This is a genomic window from Pseudomonas simiae, from assembly GCF_900111895.1.
Lineage (GTDB): Bacteria > Pseudomonadota > Gammaproteobacteria > Pseudomonadales > Pseudomonadaceae > Aquipseudomonas > Aquipseudomonas simiae.
The window spans coordinates 213718-228444 of sequence record NZ_FOKB01000005.1; the positions used below are offsets into that span (position 1 = coordinate 213718).

The window sequence follows — 14727 nt, forward strand, 5'->3', positions numbered from 1 at the left end:
GGTCAACAGGTCGGCGTGTTGATCAAGGACGGTGACAAGCAGTCGCCGACTACCAAAGTTGAGGTTCCGCTGTTGGAGCCCAAATTGTCTTTCAACAAAGACGGCACACTCTTGGAAATAGCCGGTAAGCCGGATGCGAAGGTAGAGGTCAAGAATCCGGCGGGCGAGGTTGTTGAGCGTCTCACGCTAGGCAGTGATGGCAAGGGTAGCATGTTACTTACTCCATCATTACGCGGAGAATCAGTCAGCGTATCGATCAAGTATGGTCAGAAAGAGTCACCGACCGCACGGACTGATATTCCTTTGCTCAAAGTTGTATTGGGCGCAGTTGATCCGCAAAACGGTATGACGGCGGTCCAAGGCAAAGCAGGGGCCGTTGTGCAGTTGCAGGATAAGGGTGGCAAGCCGGTGGGCCTGTCTGTCAAGTTGGATGCCCAAGGCAAGGGGGCGATTTCCATTCCGACCGAGTCTAGTGCGCAAACGCTGCAGGCTGTCCAAACTTTTAAAGGGGTTAAATCGCCTCTCAGCGAGGACCTGGTCGTTCCGCTGCTCAAGCCAGTTCTGGTATTGGATGCGGTCAAGGGTGAGCTGTCGGTCACCGGTAAGCCGAACGTCAGTGTGCAGTTGCAGGATAAAGATGGAAAACCGGTCGGTGCGCCGGTGCTGCTGAATGCACAAGGCCACGTCACACTCAAACTGCCCCATGCTCTAGGAGGTGGGAAAGTTGGCGTGGTTGCCAAAACAGAAGGTATGACGTCGCCAGCCACGAAGCTTGAGGTGCCCCTACTGGCGCCGAGGTTCGGTATTGTCGATGCGGTCAAGGGGCAGGTAAGTGTAGAAGGTAAGCCCAGCGGTATCGTGCATATCAAGAATCCAGACGGCACTATCGTTGATGTACTACTGGATGCAAATGGCAAGGGCAATGTGCAACTGCCTTCCGGTGTGAGCGGTGAAAGCCTCAACGCAACGCTTAGCCTGGGCGGCGCACATTCAGCGCCTGCGACCCTTGCAGTACCCGTGCTGGCGCCACGTGACGCTGTGATCAACCACACCGGGAGCGCAGTAACGGTCAAGGGCAAGCCCGGCGAAATCATCAAGGTATTGGACGCCAGTGGCAAGGAGTTGGGCAGTGGCGTAGTCACCAAGACTGGTTCTGTAGAGATTGCCTTAAGCATCTCCCAGAAGACCGGGGCCATCTTGAGCGTGACAGCGTACAACGGGGCAAACTCATCACCTAAGGTTTCCGTCGTGACACCGTTCATTGATACGGATCTGCCATTGCCTCCGACTGAGCTGAGTATCAACCCGAGCGGCACTCGCGTGCTGGGCAAAGTCAAGCCGGGTGAAAGTTCCAAGATTATCAACCTTGATACCCATCAGGAACTCGGCACGTTCAAGTCCGGTCCCGATGGCATGTTTTCAGCCAATATTCCGCCGCAGAAAGGTGGTGGAACGCTGGCCATCAGCGCAGTCAAGGCCGGCAAGGTCTCGGAGCCAGCGTTGTTGCTGGTACCCCTGAACATCGGTGAGACGCCCGCAAAACCGTTCGATTTGAGTGTGGACCCTAGCGGCACCAAGGTGCAGGGAAAGGGCACGCCCAATACCATCGCGCTGATCAAGTCGGCGGATGACAAAACCGTGATCGCCAAAGGCATCGTTGGGCCAGACGGTATCTTCGGCGTCACTATCCCTCTGCAGCCAGGCGGGAAACTGTTGAATGTCGCACTTCAGAGCAACGACAAGGTGTCTGCTTCTGAATCTGTTATGACGCCGCGCATCGCCTCCAATACGCCAACCGAGGTGCTGATCGACGAAGCCGGGACCCAGGTTACGGGCAAGGGCATCACGGGCGAGACCATCCGCGTCAAGGATGTCAAGGGCAAAGAGATCGGTTCTGGCGTCGTTCAGCAGGATGGCACCTTTGTGGTCAACATCGCGAAACAGCCCGCTGACACTACCTTGGCCGTGACGGCACAGAGGCAGGGCGTGGAGTCTGCGCCTGCCTACGTGAAAACACCGGCCACCGAGGTCGAGCGACTACCTCAGCCGGAAGCCCACCTGGATGCCACCGGCACCCAGATAAGCGGCAAGACCCAGCCGGGTGCGAACGTTTCGGTCAGGGACGCCAGCGGTAAACTGCTGGCCGGACCAATTGGAGTTGGCAAGGACGGTACGTTTGCGGGAACCATTGTCAAGCAGCCTACAGGCAGCAAAATCAAAGTTGTGGCTGAGCTGGCGGGCAAAGAGTCGTTGCCCACAGAGCTGATTGCGCCTCAGGTGGCGGGCGAGAAAATTCAGGCCCCGCTAAGCGCGATGATCAGTGCCGATGGCAAGCTTGTTTCTGGTAAGGCCACGCCACATACCAAGGTAGTGGTGAAAAATGCTGGCGGCGAGATCTTGGGCGAACAGCTCGTCGATGCCGACGGCAACTATAAGGTGCCTGTAAAAGTTCAGATGGGTGGTGCAGTTCTGCAGGTGACTTCAGCGTCCCAGGATAACCAGTCCACCTCCATAGGGTCTGCGTCGGTAACGGCGCCTCATCAATTGGTGGTGGAACACAAAGAAGTCACCGTTAGCCAATTCATTGACTCAAACATCACAAAGTTAGAGCGGAGCGAATCCGCCACCCTCATCACTGCTGGCAGTTCGGTCCTGAGCTCATTTCTTAATTTTTTTAGTGACGATCTTTTGGGGTTAGGTCGGGTTTTACCTATTTCAGAGACTTATAAGTTTGTTGTCAGTGAGAATGAGAAGGTCGAGGTTACGGTCAGTGGTTCCGCCCCCGTAAACGTTGATGTTGTTAACTACAACAGTGTGAAATTGGAGAAGCTGGTCAATGGAAAATGGGTTGAAGTCACCAGTAGCAGCACAGGTGGGCTGAGCAATTTGTCAGTCGTACCGATCGGCGGCGGCAGGGCGGGATTCACCTCGACATATGAAACGCCGGGTGAGTACCGAGTGACGGTCCTCAACTACAACGTTGCTGGTGTCGGCGCCACAGTTTTTAACACCAAAATCGTTCATACGTCGCTCATTGGTGGCTTTGCCAACAGCTTGATAAGGAGTGACTTGAAGCTGCCGGCAGGCGCAAAGTTGACAAAGGTTAATGATACGGAAGTGGTCAATGAAGTACGCACGGTGGTGAAAGGGCAGTTTGGTGAACTGAGTATCGGAGTCGATGGTCATGCGACCTACAGACAGAACACTAAGACTACCCCTTCGGATCGAACCGAGTCCTTTTCGTACGAGGCAAGGACCGCCGGGGGAACCAAATTCACATCAACATTCCACATTGATATCAAAGCCTATTCCGTCTCCGGTGATTTGATCACCAATGAAGAGACCAGCATTGTCAGTGTCGATGGTAAATCCATGCCATCAACTTTTCAGGAGACCATTGTCGGTAAATATGGTGATTTGAAAATCGCGGCTAACGGAGAATACACGTACACGCCCAAACTCAGCCTGACGGGCTTGAATGAAATTGAAACGTTCTCTTATCAGGTACAGCATACGAACGGCGAGACGGTAACCTCCACCCTTCAGGTGAAGATTGTAGACTCCAAGCTAGTCGCCGAACTCTACAAAGCGCCGGCTGGCATGGACCCAGCACCTGATCTGGCAGCACAACCTGCGCATTCTAAAAGCCAGATTGATGCAGACGTCCACAGCAAGGCTGCACTCCCTTCACTCAATGTGGGTCAAGGGGCAACCCTGGATGTCAAAAAACTGGTCAGCCTGCAACTCAAAGACGATCCGACCAAGACCAAATTGACGCTGACGTTGAATGACGTCTTGCAAGCCGATGGCACGGTATCGAAGTCGACCTCAGTCTCGACCCTGGATTTGCCGGACTCTTGGAAATCCGACGGACTCAAGGCGCCACTAGATGGACATGAGTACGTGCATTACGTAGATGAAACGTCGAAGAAAGACCTCTGGATCGAGAGCGGTGTTTCCGTCGTTTAAGTCGCAATGACAGAACCCTGGGCTGTATGGCCCAGGGTTATTTTTCCTGAGTGTAAATTATGTTCCGGATATTCCATCCCCGGCGCGATATTGCCTGCCTGACGATAACGTTATCGTTCAGTTCGGGCGGCGTGGCCGCACAGGTCAATGCACCTTCGGTGCATGGCCAACCCCAAGATTACGTTGCGCCTGCCGTGCAACCGATCAAGAACAGCCAAGTCCAAGAAACGGTCCCCGCGCCATCTTTGGTTTCATTGATTGAAGCTGGGCAGTTTCTTCCATCCTCCGCTCCCCAAGTGAGCGTGAGCAATTTACCCACTGCGGGCACTGCGGAGCTGGACATGCGTGCAGCCGTGCGCCAGGCCATGACGTCATACCCGGATATCCTGCGGGCCCGGGAAGGGGTCAATGAACAACAGCAGCGGGTTGAAGTGGCACGGGCCGGGTATTACCCCAGGATCGGTGGCGGCGTGCGCACCGGTTATCAAAGTGGTGTGCCTGGCGGTCACAGCGCCCAGGTATTGGACGTCAGTGCCTCGCAGATGCTGTACGACTTCGGCAAGGTATCCAGCGCCGTCGAAGCCAGCCTGGCCGGCGTAACCGAGCGCGAGGCAGGCGTGCGCCTGAGTGTCGAGCAGGTGGCAATGAATACCGCGCTGGCATTCCTTGATGGTCAGTATTACCAGCGATTGATTGCGATCACCCGAGACCAGATAAACAGCCTGGAAAAAGTCTCCGATCTGGCTCGCCAACGTCTCGACATGGGCGCCAGTAACCGTTCGGATTACGTGCAGACCGTTTCGCGTATTGAAGCCGCCAAGGTCACCGGGTTCCAGCATCAGGCTAATCTGGCGCGGGCATTTGCCACGTTATCGAGCCTGACCGGGCACCCCCGGATCGAAGGCGTTTCCGACCATTTTCCGCGAGAACTGGAGCACTCGTGCCAGCAGCTCGGCGCCAACATGCAAGACAATCCCGAGGTACAGGCCGCCCAGGCGCGCGTGGTTCGCGCCCGGGCCGAAGTGGCCTCCGCCAAGGCAGCCGCACTGCCGACGCTGTCCCTGGAGCCGACATTCAGCCATCAGTTGGATGGCAACCCCGGGACAGGCCAGGACCGCAGCCGCTACAGCGTGTTTCTCAACGCGAGCATGCCGATCTATCAAGGGAACGCGATCACGGCGGGCAAGGCTGCTAGCGAGCGAGCCCTGGCGTCCTCCTTGGCGGGGCTTGATACAGCCCGATTACGGGCACGCCAGGAAATGCAGCAGTCGCAAAGCCAGGTGCTGAAGTTGCATGCCAGCCTCGGTGCCCAGACTGTACGCGAACGCACGATCGATGAAACCCGCGTGCTTTACCGCCAGCAATACCTCGAGCTGGGAACACGGCCGCTGCTGGATTTGCTCAATGCCGAGCAAGAGGCCTATTTATCGCGGGTCGAGCAGCAGACCACACTCAATAGCCTGCGTCGTTTACAGATTAACTGCCTGTATAGCGCAGGTCATCTCAGTCAGTCATTTGGTGCTCCCAGTGATGACACCTACCGGGAGCGTTTACCATGAATCGCCGTGTTCAAGAGCCACAGCAAGCAAGTCCGCAAGCTGTTTCCCCGCCCTGGTTGGAGATGCTGTTATTGGTCGCCGATCATTACAACCTCAGCTTCTCGCCCGAGGACGCCCGGCTGGCAGCAGCCTGGCAGGGCGGTGTGCATTCCGATGACCAGTTGTACGCTATTGCCAAGCACCTGGGGTTGTCGGTCAAGATTGACGACGAGTTGCAGGCCGAGGACCTGACTCAATGGCGGTTACCCTTGCTGGTGCAATTGGTCGACGGCCAGTTGGCGCTGATCGAAAGCTTGCGCGCCGAAGATCTGCTACAAGTCCGGCTCAGCGGCGACCATGGCCTGGCCACGGTGTTGTCGCGCCAGGAGCTGCTGGAGCAGTGCCGCCGAGTCATTCTGCTGCGCCCTGTGGGAAATCGTGCCGACGTACGAGTAGATGATTACATCAAACCGTATGACAAAAGCTGGTTCAAGGCCATCGTCCTGCGGGACTTGAAGTCGTATCGCTATGTGCTGTTCGCCTCGTTGGTTGCCAACCTGATGGGCTTGGCCGGGGTGCTGTTTTCCATGCAGACCTATGACCGGGTGATTCCTGCCGGTTCCATGCCGACCTTGTATGTCCTGTTCATCGGGGTACTGTTGGCGGCCGGTATTGATTTCACCATCCGCAACGCCCGCTCCCATGTCACTGACTTGCTGGGTAAACGTGCGGACACGCGTCTGTCGGACAAGGTCTTTGGCCATGCCATTCGGTTGCGCAACTCGGCCCGTCCGCGGTCCACCGGTACCTTCATTTCCCAGGTTCGAGAGCTGGAACAGATTCGCGAACTGATCACCTCCAGCACCATCACGGCGCTGGCGGACCTGCCGTTCTTCCTGTTGTTCCTGGGCGTATTCTGGCTGCTGGTTGGCCCGCTGGTGCTGGTGCCACTCTGCGCGCTAGTGTTGATGGTCACTCCCGGCCTGTTGTCCCAAGCCAAACTAGGGAGTCTGGCGAACGAAGCGCTGCGTGAGTCCAGCCTGCGCAATGCCTTGTTGGTGGAAACCATCCAGGGCATGGAGGATGTCAAGGCGCTGCAAGCCGAGCAAAAGTGTCAGCAGAGCTGGAACCATTACAACACAGCCACCGCATCGGCGAACCTGCGGTTAAAGGCATTTACCCATCGTTTGCAATATTGGTCGAATTCGATACAGACCCTCGTATTTGCGGTAGTGATTTTCTGTGGCGCGCCGATGGTGATGACTGGCGATCTGACAACTGGCTCACTGGTCGCGGCCTCGATTCTGGGCTCGCGCATGATGGCGCCAATGGCCCAGTTGACCCAAGTGATCATTCGCTGGCAGCAGGCCAAGACTGCATTGGCAGGCTTGGACAAGCTCATGCGTTTGCCCACCGACCATCCCGAACACAGCCACAAAGTCCACCGCGCCCATCTATATGGCGACTATGTGCTCGACCAGGCGGTATTTGCCTATGGCGAAGACCGCCCGGTGCTGCACGTCAGCCAATTGAACATTCGTGCCGGCGAACGCATTGCCGTACTGGGCCGCAACGGCGCAGGCAAGTCCACGCTGCTGCAGGCACTGGTCGGGGGGGTGGATTCACGCTCCGGCCTGGTCAGCCTGGATGGCGTGGCGCTGCAACACCTGGACCCGGCGGACCTGCGCCGGGATGTGGCCTTGTTGACCCAGGACTCCCATCTCTTTCACGGCACTATCCGCGAGAACCTGAAGCTGGGCGCGCCGTTAGCCGCCGATGAGGAGATGCTCTCGGCACTGGCCTTGACCGGCGCCGATGCATTCATCAAAAAGCTGCCGACGGGCCTGGATCATTTGATCCTGGAAGGGGGACTTGGGCTCTCCGGCGGCCAGAAACAATCGCTGTTGCTGGCCCGCTTGCTGTTGCGCCAGCCCAACGTGCTGTTGTTGGACGAGCCGACCTCTTCACTGGATGAAGGCGCAGAGCGACTGTTCCTGGAAAACCTCGACCAGTGGGCACAGGGCAAAACTTTGCTGATCGCAACCCATCGTCCGGCGTTGCTGGATCTGGTCGAGCGAATCATTGTCGTTGACGACGGCAAGGTCGTGCTGGATGAAACCAAGGATGAAGCGATCCGCCGACTCAGTGCTACTCACTCTACGGGAGCCGCCCAGCATGGCTGATGTTCACGAAAAACTGTCGCGGTTGCGTGCTCTTATCCGCAATAAAAAACCGCTGGAGGCCATGGATCCTGCCGATGACATTGCGCTGCATCACTCGACACGGATCATCGGCAGCCTGGTATTGATTATGATGATTCTAGGTGCCTGGGCCCTGTTTGCCGAACTCGATGAGGTGTCCAAGGGCGACGGCAAGGTGATTCCCAGCTCCCACGAGCAGGTCATTCAATCACTGGAAGGCGGCATCTTGGCAGAACTTCACGTTGCTGAAGGTGACTTGGTGGAGCAGGGGCAAGTGTTGGCCCAGCTAGACCCGACAAAATCCCAATCGAATGTTGAGGAGGGCGCTGCACGCTATCGGGCTGTTCTAGCGAGCGCCACACGGTTGCAGGCAGAAGTGGACGGTAAACCGCTGAGCTTTCCTGATGAACTGCAGGGCTACCCCGAGCTGATCAAGCGCGAAACCAGGCTGCATCAGGAACGTATCAGCCGGCTCAAGGAATCTCTGGCCGGCGTAAACGACTCGCTCAGGTTGGTCGAGCGTGAGCTGAAAATCACCCAATCACTGGCCAGGACCGGCGCCGCCAGCAACGTCGAAGTGATCCGCTTGCAACGTCAGCGCAGCGAGCTGCAACTCAAGGCTACCGAACTGCGCTCTTCCTATCAGGTACAGGCGGGAGAAGAGTTGGCCAAGGCGCGCTCCGAGGTAAGCTCGTTGAGTTCGGTTATTCGTGGGCGGGAAGATTCGTTAACGCGCCTGACCGTCCTGTCGCCTGTTCGAGGCATCGTCAAGGGTATCGAGGTGACAACCATTGGCGGTGTCATTTCGCCTAACGGTAAATTGATGCAGATCGTGCCGCTAGATGATCAGTTGCTGATCGAGACGCGCATTTCACCCAGGGATATTGCCTTCATTCATCCGGACCAGGCCGCCAAGGTGAAACTTACCGCGTATGACTACTCGATCTATGGCGGGCTGGACGGCAAGGTAGTAACGATTTCTCCGGACACAATCCAGGACAAGGTCAGGCCAGAAAATTACTACTACCGAGTGTTTATTCGCACGGACTCGAATGAGCTTATTAATAAGTCAGGAAAGAGCTTCGCGATTGTTCCGGGGATGATTGCAACGGTGGATATCAAGACAGGCTCGAAAACCGTGCTGGACTATCTAATCAAGCCGTTCAATAAGGCCCAGGAGGCCATGCGGGAGCGCTGAGCCCAGCGCGTGGACATGCAACTTTTCGTTAAGTAGAACCGGGTGAAAAATATGAGTCCTGACAGCGTAGTGGTCATTGAACACCACGCTTTTCAGCGCGCCGTGCTCGTGAAGGCCCTCGGCAATCTGGGGATCGGCCATGTGCAATCGGCAAGCGATGCTGAGCAGGCAATTGGCCTGCTGAAACAACTGCGTAAGATCGATATTGTTTTTTTCGACCTGGCCGATGGTTCGATCAACCACTCCGAGTTTCTAAAAGTGGCTGCAGAGCGGGGAAACGTCCAGACATTGGTGGCCTATAGTGAGTTACAGGCCGAACTCTATCGTACCGTGAGGCAGATGAAGACGCTGTATGGTCTGGAGTTGCTGGGCATTCTGGAAAAACCGTTGGACATGCAGGATTTGCAGAGGCTGCTGGTAAATTTCAAGCTTCGCCACCAAGCGCTGTCGACGCGCGATCTGTCGGTGCCTGAGTTGATACCTGAAGATCAGGTGCGGCATGGCTTGGATGTTGGCGAATTCGAAGCCTTGTACCAGCCCAAGTTCAATCTCGTAGAGCAACGACTACTAGGCGTTGAGGCGCTGGTGTGTTGGCGTCACCCTACGCGAGGGATGTTATTGCCTCGTGAGCTAATGGGCGCTGTTCTGGCTTATAACCTGATTGATCAGATGTTCAAGCAACTACTCGACCAAGGCATTGCTTTAATGATGCGGTTGCGCGCCCAAGGCATTGAGTTGGGAATGTCATTCAACCTGACGGCCTCCCAATTGGTTGGAAATGAACTGGTCGACTACACCATTCAATGTCTGCATAGTTATGATTTGCCAGGTTCGGCCCTGACGTTCGAAGTCGCTGAGAGCAGCCTTCTGGATCTGCCGGCGCCGGCCTTGGCAAACCTTTTACGTTTGCATGAGGTTGGGTGTGGGTTGTCGATCGATGACTTTGGCCTGGGTTTTTTTTCGCTAAGGCTACTAGCGCAACTCCCCTTAAGCCAGATCAAGCTTGATGGGGTGTTCGTTCAAGACCTAACCAATCCTGGTAATCGATCTGTGGTCGCCGGCAGTCTCGCGTTAACCCGAGCATTGCAGATAGATCTGATTATTGAAGGCGTCGGAAACCAATCGGTGCTCGATACCCTGATTGACTTGGGCTGCAATTTTGGCCAAGGTTTTCACTTGGCGGTCCCGATGTCCGAGCTCGACTTCTGTAGTTGGCTCGAGCGCTACCAAGAGAGTCAACATCAGGCGGGTGCTAGTAAGTCATCAAAATAATTCAGGCTGGTGTTTTCTCGACGTGAACCTGAGCTAGTTTAAGAGCTTGATGTACCTATCTCTCTGATGCTGCTCATTATGCTGATGAAAAAAGAGGTTCGTATGTTCAAAGTACTGATCGTTGACGACCATCCGTTTATCCGCTCCTCTGTAAAAATGCTCCTCAACGCTGGGCAAGTGACAGTGGTTGCTGAGGCCGAGAATGGTGTCGAAGCGGTTTATCTGGCTCGCAAGCATGTACCGGATTTGATTGTGTTGGATATTTCGATGCCACTGCTCGATGGTCTGCAAGTCATCAGTCGTATCTGCGCCTTGGAAATGCAGATCAAAATTCTCGTACTGACTTCGCTGGACCCGACCTTTTATGCCCATCGCTGCATGGCCACTGGTGCGTCTGGCTACGTCTCCAAGAGCGATGATCTTGAGGAGCTCATGCGTGCAGTGAAAGTGATACGCGAGGGCTTCAGCTATTTTCCGGTGCTCTCCAACAGCTCGGTGCGCCCAGGCGATAACCTGGTATCCGAGCATGAGTTGATCCAACAGCTGTCTAATCGTGAACTGGCAATTCTTCAGCAGCTTGCCCGTGGTTACAGTAACAAGGAAATCGGTGACGCTATGCTGTTGAGTAACAAGACGATCAGCACCTATAAAACTCGGTTAATTGAAAAGCTCAAGGTTAAGTCGGTGGTTTACCTGGCCGACTTTGCTAAACGACATCAATTGATCTGAATGAGTCGGCTATCGTATTACTTCATTTTTTCTCTCTGGATGGGAGTGTTGGGACTGCCCCATGCCGCCGAGCAGGTCTTTGAGCCATTGACCTTGCGAGCGCGCGAACCTGCCGCTGATTTCGATGTTGAACTGCCGACCAAGGACTGGCGGTGGTTACGCAATAAAAAGGTTCTGGTTATTGGTGTCGCACTCAGCGATCCGGCGCCCGTGGTGGTCTCCTCCGACTCTAATGATTTCGAAGGAGTGACGGCCGATTATGTCGGGCTGCTGACTGAGTCGCTGGGCATTGATGTCCAGATCCGACGTTATGATAGCCGGGATCAGGCATTGCAGGCGCTCAGGCTTGGCGAACTCGACCTGTTGTGCGCGGCGCGCAGCGTTGAGTCCGCGCAGCCCGGCTTGATCATGTCGCGTCCCTACATGTTCGATCAAATGGTTGTGGCAACGAGCCACGGTTCCACCAGTGATTCCCGGCAAGAGTTCGCCGGTCAGCGGTTGGCAATGTCCAAGCTCTACGCTGAGCCTTCCACAATCCAGGCGCTTTACCCGAAGGCAAAAATTGTTGTCTATCCCTCGGCGCTGGAGGGCATCAGTGCAGTTGCCTTTGGTCAGGCGGATGCATTCGTGGGCTCTGAGATCACTTCCAGCTATCTAGTTCGACGAAACTTCTACACCGATCTGCACCTGGGTCCATCAGTTGATAAAAAGGTCAGCGGTGTCGGTTTTGTCTTGAATGCTGACAACAAGCAGTTGTTGGAAGTGATCGACCAGGCGCTGAATGCGATTCCCGCTGCCGAAAAACAATCGATTGCCCGGCGTTGGAGGCTGCGCGCCTCAACTGGTCAGAGCCTTGATCTTGGCCTGAGTTTACGAGAGCAGCATTGGCTGGCAGAGCATCCCTGGTTGCGGGTGGCGGTGATCGACGGCAATCCACCGTTTACCTTTTTTGATCAACATGACCTCTTCCGTGGCCTCAACGCAGATTTGCTGGAGAAAATCAGCCAGCGCACCAATTTAAAGTTTGAGGTGGTACGCGTAAATAACCTTGATGAGCAGGCGGACCTGTTAGTGAAAGGGCGGGCTGATCTGGCTCCGACGTTCCAGCACGCCGAGCGAATGGGTGAATTGCTCTACACTCGGCCGTACATGTCTAACCCCGATGTGTTGGTCAGCCGGGTAGGTGAGGGCCAGCCTCGTAGTTTGGAAGACATGGAGGGCAAGCGCTTGGTAGTCAACCCTGGCAGCTATTGGGCAACCTATGTGCCCAAGCACTACCCGAGCGTTACCCTGATACAGGAGGGTAGCCGTGCCGACATGATGGAGATGGTTGCGCAGAACAAAGCAGATGCCGCCATTAGTATCATGCTGGGGTCGCGCTATATGATCTCCACTTTCTACCGTGATCGTTTGCGTATCACGCAAACGATGGGTGAGCCTCTCGCTCAATTAAGATTGGCGACTGATCGTAGGTCGCTGGAGCTTTACTCGATCCTCGAGAAAACACTACGCAGTTTATCCCGCGAAGAACTCGACGACATTTTTGATCGCTGGCGCGGTGAAGTAATGCTGGACAACCACGGCACGCAGGCCAGCCAGCGTGCCTTTTTCAAATGGTTAGCAGTAGCGATAGGCCTGCTGCTTGCGGCTGGAGGGTGGATCATTTACCTGCGCCGTCTGATTCAGCGACGTGCCGCCGCCGAGTACGCCCTTAAAGAACAGATGGACTTCCTTCGCGTGCTGATCGACGGCTTGCCGCACCCCATTTACGTTCGAGACCGACAGACCAGAATGCTGCTGTGCAACACCCGCTACCTCAAGGCGGTTGGGCGTACCCGTGAGCAAGTGATCGGCACTACGCTCACTGCTCACGTGGGCATCAAGTCATCAGACAGCCGTGCATTCGAGCAGCAATACCATGAGGTCATGGAGGCCGGCCAGGAGCAGATTCAGGATCGTCAATTGGTGCTGGCCGACGGGCAAACAATTGACGCTTATCATTGGATCCTGCCATTTCGTGACAGTACCGGTGAAGTCAAAGGAATCATTGCAGGTTGGATCGATATCAGCGAGCGAGAGCGACTGCTCCGGGAGCTCAAGGAGGCCAAGCAGGAAGCCGACGGCGCCAACAGAGCGAAGACAACGTTCTTGGCCACTATGAGCCATGAGCTGCGAACGCCTATAAACGCAGTGGTGGGCATGCTCGAATTGGCGATGAAAAAAGCCGACCAGGGCATTCTTGATCGTTTTGCCATCAAAGTAGCCGCCAGCGCTGCACGCGGGTTGCTGGAGTTAATCGGCGATATTTTAGATGTGGCGCGTATTGAATCCGGGCGTTTTACGTTGTCCCCGCAACGGGCTGCTTTTAGAGAGTTGGTGGACGCAGTAGTGCGGGTGCAGAGTGCCAGTGCGCGCCTGAAGCATCTGCCGCTATTTCTGGACTTCGATGAGCAGGCTGACCGCGACGTACTGATCGACCCAGTGCGTTTCAAGCAAGTGCTGGCGAACTTGCTGAGCAATGCAATCAAATTTACCGAAAAAGGCGAGGTACTAGTCAGCGTCAAGGCAACGTTCGATGAAGATCACCAGCAATTGAGCATTAGGTTACGAGTTCGCGACACCGGAGTCGGTATAAGCGCGGAAGACCAATTGAAACTGTTTGCCCCCTTCAGCCAGGTTGGCAACCATAGCCATTTGACGGTCGGTGGTTCGGGGCTGGGTCTAGCTATCAGCCGAACGTTGTGCACTATGATGGATGGTGAGTTAAACCTGAGCAGTGTGCAGGGCTTGGGCACGCAAACGGAAGTTGTTTTGACGCTGCCTGTCCTAAAACCGTTGCCCCACAGCCAGCCCGAGCGCACCGAGCCGTTGCCAAGCTGTGCACTGAAGATCCTTGTGGTGGATGATTATCCAGCCAATCGTTTGTTACTGCTGCAACAGTTAAGTTATCTGGGGCACAGCGTCAAAGACGAACAGGATGGCGCTCATGGATTGCGTACTTGGCGCAGCCAGTCCTTTGATGTGGTGATTACCGACTGCAATATGCCAGTGATGAACGGCTATGAACTCGCCAAAGCGATCCGCGATGATGAGGCAAACTCGCAGAAACCACCCTGTCTGATCCTTGGCTTCACCGCCAACGCACAACCCGATGAGGTCGACCGTTGTATTGAAGCGGGCATGGACGACTGCCTGTTCAAACCCATCAGCATGAAGGATTTGGCGGCACGCCTATCGAGGGTTGAGTCGTTATTCGAGCCGCAGCCCGATAACGAAGAGGTCGCCGCCTATGATGACGAAATCGACCTAGTCAGCCTTGAACAACTGACCTACGGCGATCAAACGTCGATCCGCAGCCTGTTGCAAGATCTGCTCAGCAGTAACGAAGAGGATCAAGTACGGCTGCTCAAGCTTTTCAGCCAGAATGACCTCTCCGGGCTTGCTGATTTGGCGCATCGGGTCAAGGGTGGTGCACGCATCGTCAAGGCAAAACGCTTGATCCAGTGTTGCGAGCAGCTGCGGATAGATTGCGACGCGCAGGATCCAACACGCTTGACTGAATCAGTGGATGCCCTGTACCAAGCAATGGAGGCGTTGACGCAGGTGTTGACTCTCCGGATAGCCCAACCCATCGACTGATCGACTCTCTGATCACGCCCCAAGGTCTCTGATTTGAATTTTTCTCAGGGAAATTTCCTACATTGTGGTGAGGAAAATCCCCGGATAATTTGGCACGACAATCAAAAAGAACACTCTTCCACCAAAGCCTCAACGGAATGATCCCATCTTTCATTGACGGTGTAGCTACAAGTACCAGCAA

The 14727-nt window shown here is 55.3% G+C and carries 7 protein-coding genes; all 7 read left to right on the plus strand.

All coding sequences use genetic code 11. The features are described from left to right. Positions 1-18 precede the first annotated feature (18 nt). The 7 genes from BMZ57_RS29555 to BMZ57_RS17755 all read left to right on the plus strand — a co-directional run bounded on the left by BMZ57_RS29555 (position 19) and on the right by BMZ57_RS17755 (position 14546). Positions 19-3969 carry an Ig-like domain-containing protein gene (locus tag BMZ57_RS29555; RefSeq protein WP_217649217.1) on the plus strand — a complete coding sequence of 1317 codons (3951 nt, stop codon included), beginning with the start codon at positions 19-21 and terminating at the stop codon, positions 3967-3969. Positions 3970-4310: 341 nt separating this feature from the next. Continuing rightward, on the plus strand, positions 4311-5528 hold the full coding sequence (locus tag BMZ57_RS17730; RefSeq protein ID WP_175439665.1) for a TolC family outer membrane protein: 1218 nt from the start codon (positions 4311-4313) through the stop codon (positions 5526-5528). Continuing rightward, complete coding sequence (locus BMZ57_RS17735; protein ID WP_069673049.1) at positions 5525-7690, plus strand: type I secretion system permease/ATPase; 2166 nt, start codon at positions 5525-5527, stop codon at positions 7688-7690. Before BMZ57_RS17730 ends, BMZ57_RS17735 begins: the two co-directional genes overlap by 4 nt. Then, on the plus strand, positions 7683-8906 hold the full coding sequence (locus BMZ57_RS17740; RefSeq protein ID WP_083266254.1) for an HlyD family type I secretion periplasmic adaptor subunit: 1224 nt from the start codon (positions 7683-7685) through the stop codon (positions 8904-8906). Before BMZ57_RS17735 ends, BMZ57_RS17740 begins: the two co-directional genes overlap by 8 nt. A gap of 51 nt (positions 8907-8957) precedes the next feature. Then, positions 8958-10178 carry an EAL domain-containing response regulator gene (locus BMZ57_RS17745; RefSeq protein WP_069673048.1) on the plus strand — a complete coding sequence of 407 codons (1221 nt, stop codon included), beginning with the start codon at positions 8958-8960 and terminating at the stop codon, positions 10176-10178. Positions 10179-10280: 102 nt separating this feature from the next. Then, the gene (locus BMZ57_RS17750; protein WP_069673109.1) at positions 10281-10907 is read left to right on the plus strand and encodes a response regulator transcription factor; all 627 of its coding nucleotides are present in this window, start codon (positions 10281-10283) and stop codon (positions 10905-10907) included. A gap of 39 nt (positions 10908-10946) precedes the next feature. Next, positions 10947-14546, plus strand: a complete 3600-nt coding sequence (locus BMZ57_RS17755) for a transporter substrate-binding domain-containing protein (protein WP_437436598.1) — start codon at positions 10947-10949, stop codon at positions 14544-14546. Positions 14547-14727: the final 181 nt, after the last annotated feature.